This window comes from Rubellimicrobium mesophilum DSM 19309, from assembly GCF_000600335.2.
Lineage (GTDB): Bacteria > Pseudomonadota > Alphaproteobacteria > Rhodobacterales > Rhodobacteraceae > Rubellimicrobium > Rubellimicrobium mesophilum.
Genome location: NZ_KK088639.1, coordinates 1 through 8,601 on the forward strand (window position 1 = coordinate 1; position 8,601 = coordinate 8,601).

An 8,601-nucleotide genomic window follows, 5' to 3' on the forward strand; every position below is an offset into this window, starting at 1 on the left:
TAGCCACCCCCCCGCATGGCCCCCACCCCCCGCCTCCGGCCAGAGGACCACCCGATCCATACCCCACGGGGGGGCCTCTTCGCGCGCTCCTGGCGGCCCCCTGCCGTGCCGGGCCACCGCCCCACGCTCCTCCTCCTCCACGATTCGCTGGGCTGCGTGGAGCTCTGGCGCGAGGTGCCCGAGCGTCTCGCCCGCGCCACCGGCCTGCGCGTCCTCGCCTACGACCGCCTCGGCTTCGGCCGCTCCGACCCCCATCCCGGCCCCCTCGCCCCGGATTTCATCGCCGAGGAGGCCGAGGCCACCATCCCCCTCCTCCGCGACCGCCTCGGCCTCGGCGACCTCATCCCCCTCGGCCACAGCGTCGGCGGCGCCATGGCCGTCGCCACCGCCGCGCGCCATCCCGACCTCTGCCGGGCCGTGGTCACCGTCTCCGCCCAGGCCTTCGTCGAGGACCGCACCACCGCCGGCATCCGCGCCGAGGCCGAGGCGTTCCGCGACCCCGCCCGGTTCGCCCGCCTCGCCCGCCACCACGGCGCCAAGGCCCGCTGGGCGCTCGATGCCTGGACCGGGACCTGGCTCTCCCCCGCCTTCGCCGGCTGGACCCAGGACGAGGCGCTCCGCCGCCTCCGCTGCCCCCTTCTCGCCCTCCACGGCGACCGGGACGAGTACGGCTCCCCCGCCCATCCCCGTCGCCTCGCCGCCCTGACGCCCGCGCCCGCCGAGGTCGTCCTCCTCGACGGCTGCGGCCACCTCCCCCACCGCGAGCAGCCGGCCCGCCTCGTGGCCGAGGTCGCGCGCTTCCTGTCGGCCCACGCCATCGCGGGCGATCCCTAGCCCGTCCCCACGCCCCCGGCGCGCCATCCTCCCGGGCCGGCCCGCCCCCCGATCCCCCGGGCGGACGCCGCTGTCGCGCCGCCCCGCCTTTTCCGCTAGGATCGGCCAAAGGGGAGCGGCCATGACACATTCCGAGGAAACCGAGATCGAGATGGCCCGGCGGCACGTCCGCGAGGGCGAGGAGCACGTCGCCCGCCAGCGCGAGATCATCGACCGCCTGCCCTCCACGGGCGAGGTCGCCGAGATCGCCCGCACCCTGCTGGCCGACTACGAGGATTCCCTCGCCCTCCACCGCGCCCACCTGGGCCGGCTGCAGGGCTAGGGCTCACCTTACACGATCGACGCCTCAGTCGGAGAAGCCAAACTCGGCCTTCAACGCATTATAGAGGTGACGCGCGGAATCCTCTGTGAACTGGAGGGTCTGACTCAACTTTCCAGGAATTTGCCGAGCATCCGAGCCATAGCTGTTGATCTGAAAAAGCCGGCCGCCCTCCACCTCGGCGACCATGTACTTAGCGATAAGTTGAGTGCGGTGGAGCGTGGCAACTGATCGTTCATCTTTCTCAAGTCTCGTCACAAGCGCCACGTCGAACCTACCTTTCGTTCAGCCGAATGCCGATCGATCATTACGGAAGACGCTGAGCTTTCAAGAGGGACGAATTCAAGCAAGCTTTCTTGATTCGGCATCGTGAGCCCGCCCCACGCAACACTCGTGTCAGCAAGCGTAGGGCGGGCTTCAGCCCGCCATCCACCGTCGTCGACCGAATCGCCCCTCGCCGATATCGCGTGGCGGGCTGAAGCCCGCCCTACGAGGCGACGCAACACCTTGGCTGGACAACTTCCATATCCACGTCAGCGACTTACACTTCGGGCGTTGCGTCGCCCCACCCCCCACCGTTCGTTGGTCCCGCAATTCGTTAACCTTTCTCCGGCATCCTGAGGGCGAATCACAGGACCGCCCCCATGGACCCCCATCTCGCTCTCTCGCTGCCCCCGACCTCCCCGCGCCTCGCGCGGCTCCACGCCGTGCGCGCGCACCTTGAGACCTTCACCGACCGCCCCGACGCGGTGCCCCACGCCGAATCCGCGCTCCTGCGGCTTGCCGACCTCGTCGCCTCCCCCGCCACCGACGAAGCGGTGGAGAACGGCGCGCGCCACCTGCTGCGCCGCTTCATGGCCGCCTACCTCAGCCTCGAATGGAACCTCTACGAGACCGGCCCCCTACGCCGCCTCGGGCCGCAAGCCCCGCCCGCGCAGCAGCGCCTCGACCCCCGGCATCCGGCCCCGGAACGCAAGGTAGCTCTCCCCCTCGTCGCGCGACCCGCCCACCGACAGGATCTCCCGCTCCAGCCGCTCCGCGAGCCGGGGGTCGAACGCGCTCCCCGCCTCCTCGAAGGCCGCGAAGGCGTCCGCGTCCATGACCTCGGACCACATGTAGGAGTAGTACCCCGCCGAGTAGCCGTCCCCCGAGAAGACGTGCTGGAAATGCGGCGTCGCGTGCCGCATCCGAATGGCGTGCGGCATCCCCAGCGCCTCCAGCACCTCCGCCTCCCGCTGCATCGGGTCGGCGGGCGCGGGCCCGTCGTGGAAGGCCATGTCCACGAGCGCGGAAGCCACGTATTCCACGGTGTTGAACCCCATGTCGAACGTGCGCGCCGCCAGCAGGCGCTCGCGCAGGTCGCCCGGCATCGGCTCCCCGGCCGCGTTCACCGCGTGCGTCTCAAGGACTTCCGGGACCTCAAGCCAATGCTCGTAAAGCTGGGATGGAAGCTCCACGAAGTCGCGCGCGGTGCTGGTCCCCGACACGCTCTCGAAGGTCACGTTGGACAGCATCTGGTGCAGCGCATGGCCGAACTCGTGGAACAGCGTCCGCGCGTCGTCCCAGGACAGCAGCGCCGGCTCCCCCTCCGGGGGCTTGGCGAAGTTGCAGACGTTCACGACGATGGGCCGCACCTCGCCGCCCAGCCGCGACTGCGAGCGCATGGCGCTGCACCAGGCCCCCGACCGCTTCCCCTCCCGCGCGAAGTAGTCGCCCACGAAGACCGCGACGTGGCTCCCGTCCCGCGTGACCTCCCACATCCGCACGTCGGGGTGGTAGCGCGGCCCCTCGATCTCCCGGAACTCCAGCCGGAACAACCGGCGGGAGACGTCGAAGGCCGCCGCGATCATGCGGTCGAGCTGGAAGAAGGCCTTGACCTCCCCCTCGTCGATCTCGTGCTCCTCCGCCCGCCGCTTCTCGGCGTAGTAGCGCCAGTCCCAGGGCTCGAAGGGCCCCGGCTGGCCGTCCGCCCACAGCCTGAGCGCCAGCTCGATCACGTCGATCTCCGCCGCCTTCTTCGCGGGTTCCCAGACCGCCATGAGCAGGTCCTTCACCGCCTGCGGCGTCCGCGCCATCTCGGTCTCGAGCTTCCAGTCCGCGAAGCTCGGGAACCCGAGCAGCTTGGCCCGCTCCTCGCGCAGCTTCAGCATCTCGGCGGCGATGCCCCGGTTGTCGGTGGCCCCGCCGTTCGCCCCCCGCGCGACCCAGGCCTCGTAGGCCCGTTTCCGCAAGTCCCGCTTGGGCGAGAACTGGAGGAACGGCACGATGAGGGATCGCGACAGCGTCACCACCGGCCCGCCCGCCCCCTTGGCCTCCCCCGCCGCCCGCGCCGCCTGCACCACGAAGTCCGGCAGCCCCTCCAGGTCCTCCTCGGAGAGCGGCATGACCCAGTCCTTCTCGTCCGCGAGCACGTTCTGCGAGAACTGCGTCCCCAGCACCGCGAGCCTCGCCTTCACCTCCTTCATCCGCTCCGCCTCCTGGCCGTCGAGCTGGGCCCCCGAGCGCACGAAGCCGCGATGCGTCAGGTAAAGCACCCGCTCCTCCTCCGGGCTCAGGCCCAACGACTCGCGCCGCTCCCAGAGGTCGTCGATCCGCGCGAAGAGCTGCTTGTTGGACGTGATCTCGGACCCGTAGGCCGACAGCTTGGGCGCGAGCTCCCGCTCCAGCGCCTGCCGCGCGTCGTTGGTGTCCGCCCCCGCCACCGCCCAGAAGGCGCCGAGCACCTTGGAGAGCCGCTGGTCCGCCTGCTCCAGCGCCGCGATGGTGTTCTGGAAGGTCGGCTCGTCCCCGCTCTCCGCGATGCCACGGATGTTCCCCCGGGCCTCCTCCAAGGCGGCATCCACGGCGGGTCCGTAGTCCTCGTCGCGGATCAGGTCGAAGGGCGGCAGCCCGAAGGGCGTGGTCCAGTCGGTCAGAAGGGGATTCATGGCAAGGCTCCGCTGATGACCTGCCCAGGCTATGCGCCCCGAACGGGAGTTGCCACCCGTAGGGCGGGGTTCACCCCGCCACCGGCGCGACATGGCGGGCGTTCGGCGGGAAAACGGTCCACTGGACCGTCTTCTCATCCGCCTCACCCCGCCCTACCCCCTTGCCCGCAGCCTCGCCTCCAGCCGCCGCAGCACCAGCGACAGCCCGATGGTCATGGTCAGGTAGATCAGCGCGACGACGTTGTAGGTCTCGAAGTAGCGGAAGTTCCCCGCCGCCGTGACCTTGCCGAGCTGCGTGACGTCCGTGACCCCCAGCACCGAGACGAGCGAGCTGTCCTTCACCATGGCGACGAAGTCGTTGCCCAGCGCCGGGAAGATCGTTCGGAACGCCTGCGGGAACACGATCAGCCGGAACCTGTGCCAGCGGCTCAGCCCCAGCGACATCCCCGCCTCGACCTGCCCCCGGTCCACGGATTGCAGCCCCGCCCGGAAGATCTCCGCGAGGAACGCCGAGTAGGCGAGCGTCAGCGCGATCACCGCGCGCCAGAGCAGCGAGAAGTCGCGGGGCCGGACGGGTTCCAGCCCGATCAGCCCGCGAGCGAGGTTCCAGAGGTCCACCAGCCCCGGCGCCAGCACGAAGGCGACGTAGAGGAGGAGCACGATGATCGGCACCCCCGCATCACCTCGATGTAAAGCCGCGCCGCCTGCCGCAGCACGCGGCTGTGCGACAGCCCCATGAGCGCGAGCCCGAGCCCCAGGGCGCAGGCCGCGACATAGGCGACCACGGAGACGAGGACCGTGATCCAGACCCCCTGCGCGAGCTTCCCCAGCACCGCGCGGTAGACGTCGCTCGACAGCACCTCCCAGAACAGGACAAGGCCCGTCGCCGCGACGACGACGAGCCACCAGGGAAACTCCTGCGAAGCCTTGGGCGTCAAGACGCGGGCTTACTGCTGCCCCATCGCGTAGTCGACGAACCACTTCTGGTTCAGCGCCTCCAGGGTCCCGTCCGCCTCCATCGAGGCGATGGCGGCGTTGATCGGCGCCACGAGGTCCGATCCCTTCGGGAAGATGAACCCGAACTGCTCGGTCCCGAGCGGCTCACCGATGATCTTGAGCCCTCCGTCCGAGGCCGCGACATAGGCCTGCGCGGCGGCCGAATCCGAGAGCGCGAGGTCCACGTCCCCGGTCCTCAAGGCTTCCAGCCCCGCCCCGAAGGTCTCGAACTTGACGATGCGCGGGCTCGCCTCGTCGCCGCCCAGCAGGTCGTAGGCCGCCACGTAGAAGGGCGTCGTCCCCGGCTGCGCGGCGACGAGCAGGTCGTCGTTCGCGCCGAAACTCGCGGCATCCGTGAACCGGTCCTCGTCGCTCCGCACCATCATCAGCGTTTGCGAGGTCATGTAGGGGTCCGAGAAGTCCACCACCTCCGCGCGGTCGTCGCGGATGGTGATCCCGGTCATGCCGATGTCGTACTGCCCCTCGGACACGGCGGGGATCATCGCGTCCCAGGAGGTGTTCTCGTAGGCGACGGTGGCGTTCAGCCGCTTCGCGGCCTCGGCCATGAAGTCGTATTCCCAGCCAACCGCGTTGCCGGAGGCGTCCATGAACTGCAGCGGCGGATAGGCGTTCTCGGTCACCACGGTGATCTCGCGGCCCCCGAGGTCGGGAAGGTCCTGCGCGAGGGCGGCGGTCCCGGCCAGCGCGAGGGCGGCCGAGGCGAGAAGGCGGGCGTGCATCTGGAACTCCCTGTGCATCTTGGCTGGCGGGAGATTGGTCCCGCCCGCCCGTCTTTGCAAGGCGAGCCGGAGATGGCCTCAGCCGTGGCTCTTCCGCAAGGCCCTGACGAACTGCCGCGCCACGTCACGGACGGCCTCGTCGTCCTTGGTGTCGTCGTCGGCGTGGTCGCCCAGATGCGCGATGCTTTCCTCCAAGTGGTCGAAGAGGCCGGGGAACTGCCTCTCGATGTAGACCAGCGTCTGGAACAGCAGGTGCTCGGTGGCGAGCTCTCGGTGCCGGGCGTCGGCGCCGGAGGCCCGCAGGGTCTCGCCGAGCGAGGACTTGGCCCCGGCAGCGGCGGCATCTCGGATACGGGGTGCTTGTGCCATGCGCGGGAGCTAGCGGACCCTGGCGTCCCTTCAAGCCCGAAGCCCGCGGCCCCCGCAGACCGGGCAACCGGCCCGCGCCTCCAATTGCACGACTCGCGCCTCGGCATGGAGCCCGTCGTAGAGCAGCATCCGTCCCCGCAACGTCTCTCCCGCGCCGGTCAGGTGCTTGACGGCCTCCAGCGCCATCATCGTGCCCAGCACCCCCGGCAGCGGCCCCGCCACCCCCGCCTCGGCGCAGGAGGGCGCGAGGCCCGGCGCCGGCGCCTCGGGGAAGAGGCAGGCGTAGCAGGGCCCTCCCCGCGCCGGGTCGTAGAGGCTGATCTGCCCCTCCCAGGTGCTCAGAGCCGCCGCGATCAGGGGCTTTCCCGTCCGCACTGCCGCCTCGTTGACGAGGGCGCGGGTGGCGAAGGTGTCCGAGCCGTCGAGGATCAGGTCGTAGCCCTCGACGAGCTCGCCCGCATTCTCGGCCGTCAGCCGGCGCGAGTAGGTGCGGACCGTGACGTTGGGGTTGAGCGAGACGATGGCATCCGCCGCCGACTGCGCCTTGGGGCGCCCGAGGTCGGCCTCGCCGTGGATCACCTGCCGCTGGAGGTTCGAGGCCTCGACCTCGTCGCCGTCGATGATGCCGATGGTCCCCACCCCCGCCGCGCCCAGGTAGAGGAGCGCCGGGCTCCCCAGCCCTCCGGCGCCGACCACGAGGACCTTGGCCTCCTTCAGCGCCCGCTGCCCCGGCCCGCCGATCTCCCGCAGGGTGATGTGGCGGGCGTAGCGGCCCAGCTCGGCCGTCGAGAAGGCGCCGGAGGGCCTCGGGGCTTCCGGCGGCGGGACTTGCCGGCGGTTCGCCTCGGCCCGGACGCGGCCCAGGACTTGGAAGTAGCCCCAGGCCAGCGCCACCGCCGCGACCAGCATGATCCAGAGACGCGGGTCTCTCCCCGTCGCCTCGCGCAGCGGATGACCTTCTCCCACTATTACATGGAGCGCCACCACCGAAGTCAGCAGGATGCCCACCATCAGGAGCCGCGCCTGCCGTGGCGTCCCCATGATCCAGCCGACGATCCAGATGGCCGCCGCCATCGCGCCCACGAGGATCACGGAAGCCGCCCCGTCGAGCCGAAACCGCCATCCCCCCGCGCCGTGTCGTCCAGCGTCTCGGCCAACTCGAACCGGGCGCGCGCGACGGGGGCGATCACCAACTGGGCCATGCGCTCGCCATGAGACAGGGTCACGGGCTCATCCCCGGCATTGAGCAGCAGCACCAGCACCTCCTTGCCATTACATGGGGGACAGGACCGACTAGATGAATATTTGTATGGCCTCTTCACGTCTAATCGCCTCATCTACCGCTTAGTTCAGTCGCGGCCCATTCCTACGGCGCTCGACTGAGTGACCTATCAGGAAGCTGCCGGCGTCGGACAGAGGATAGCGCTGCGGAGCCGTGGCTCCCATCCAAGATCCTCTCACTCAAATTGACCGAAGTCTGCCGAGAAGGGACAGTAAGGCAGTTCTAGGAGGACCTTGGGTATCGGCTTGATCACAGATTCCTCGTTTCCGCACAACCTATGAGCTGAAGGGTAGAGGCGCAGGCTTCATGGGCCGCCTGAAGCTCAGCTCTCTATTCCGGGACCACTCAGCGCGCGTGTACTTCTAGAACCACTATCCTGCCATTAAGGTGAAGGAGATCCCGGCGACTCCCTACACGGGCCGCACCCTCCCCGGTTCTTACGATATAGAACTGCCCTTTAACGAGCTGGGAACCTTGGTGCGCAACAGCCGCCCCGACGAAGGCGGCCCTAGAACAGCGTCCGGGGCGTCTACTCATCACCGACACCAAGACCGGCAAGCGCCATATCGGCTCCACCTATGATCGGCTCCACCTAGGGCAATCAAGGCATCTGGTCCCGGTCGTCTGCCTATGCGCCGACCAGCCATGGCGGCAGCGTTGAGCTGCGTCGTCTGGTCAACGATCCCGGCATTGCCTACTGCCCCAGCCACCTCCGCTTAGCGCTCCAAAAGCGGTTTGCCTTCGATCTGACGCGGAGCCGCCAGCGCTGAAGCAGTTCTGGCATTCTGTCGGCGGGAGGAGATCCAGATGCTCCCCACGCCTTCGCCGCGTCGGAAGCTTTCCGCCTCGAAAGGCTCTGCGTCAGATCGAGCGCAAACCGCTTTAGAGGAGACCTGTGCGCGGGTGGAGTTTTCGGCCGGTATTAGGGTCGTTTCCGCTGGTTGCGATCGGCAGATTGGGCGATCACACGGGCATAGCGGGCGCTGCCCTTCCGATTCCGGCCGACCTGGGCAGAGTCCACCGGCATTCATGCCAAGGCCGCTCTGACGAGCGCTACGGCGCGGCGTAGATTGTAGGCCGTCGCGGTCAGCCGTACCTGCAAGGCCGCCTTGGCCAGCCCCCGCCAGCGCATCC

Annotated in this window: 8 protein-coding genes and 1 pseudogene; 2 read left to right on the top strand and 7 right to left on the bottom strand. The window is 69.4% G+C overall.

Translation table 11 applies throughout. From position 1 onward, the window contains the following. Positions 1-15 precede the first annotated feature (15 nt). Positions 16-834: an alpha/beta fold hydrolase gene (locus tag RUMESO_RS23365; RefSeq protein WP_037284566.1), complete on the top strand. Its 819-nt coding sequence runs from the start codon at positions 16-18 to the stop codon at positions 832-834. A 121-nt stretch (positions 835-955) separates the two neighbouring features. Beyond that, the gene (locus RUMESO_RS23370; RefSeq protein ID WP_037284569.1) at positions 956-1,156 is read left to right on the top strand and encodes a hypothetical protein; all 201 of its coding nucleotides are present in this window, start codon (positions 956-958) and stop codon (positions 1,154-1,156) included. Positions 1,157-1,180: 24 nt separating this feature from the next. Here the strand turns inward: RUMESO_RS23370 and RUMESO_RS25500 are convergent, their stop codons facing one another. From RUMESO_RS25500 to RUMESO_RS24745, 7 genes and pseudogenes are all read right to left on the bottom strand, one after another. Further along, positions 1,181-1,420 carry a hypothetical protein gene (locus RUMESO_RS25500; protein ID WP_156363079.1) on the bottom strand — a complete coding sequence of 80 codons (240 nt, stop codon included), beginning with the start codon at positions 1,418-1,420 and terminating at the stop codon, positions 1,181-1,183. Between the two features lie 635 nt (positions 1,421-2,055). Then, on the bottom strand, positions 2,056-4,080 hold the full coding sequence (locus RUMESO_RS23375) for a M3 family metallopeptidase (RefSeq protein WP_037284572.1): 2,025 nt from the start codon (positions 4,078-4,080) through the stop codon (positions 2,056-2,058). A gap of 153 nt (positions 4,081-4,233) precedes the next feature. After that, positions 4,234-5,018 (bottom strand): annotated as a pseudogene (locus tag RUMESO_RS23380) (amino acid ABC transporter permease). Positions 5,019-5,027: 9 nt separating this feature from the next. Beyond that, positions 5,028-5,816 (bottom strand): transporter substrate-binding domain-containing protein, encoded by a 789-nt coding sequence (locus RUMESO_RS23385; protein WP_051521644.1) that lies wholly within the window; start codon positions 5,814-5,816, stop codon positions 5,028-5,030. A gap of 78 nt (positions 5,817-5,894) precedes the next feature. Further along, complete coding sequence (locus RUMESO_RS23390; protein WP_211262987.1) at positions 5,895-6,185, bottom strand: hypothetical protein; 291 nt, start codon at positions 6,183-6,185, stop codon at positions 5,895-5,897. Between the two features lie 30 nt (positions 6,186-6,215). Further along, complete coding sequence (locus tag RUMESO_RS23395; RefSeq protein WP_037284578.1) at positions 6,216-7,277, bottom strand: HesA/MoeB/ThiF family protein; 1,062 nt, start codon at positions 7,275-7,277, stop codon at positions 6,216-6,218. Continuing rightward, positions 7,274-7,522, bottom strand: a complete 249-nt coding sequence (locus RUMESO_RS24745; protein ID WP_082484647.1) for a hypothetical protein — start codon at positions 7,520-7,522, stop codon at positions 7,274-7,276. The genes RUMESO_RS23395 and RUMESO_RS24745 overlap by 4 nt, the downstream gene beginning before the upstream one ends. Positions 7,523-8,601 lie beyond the last annotated feature (1,079 nt).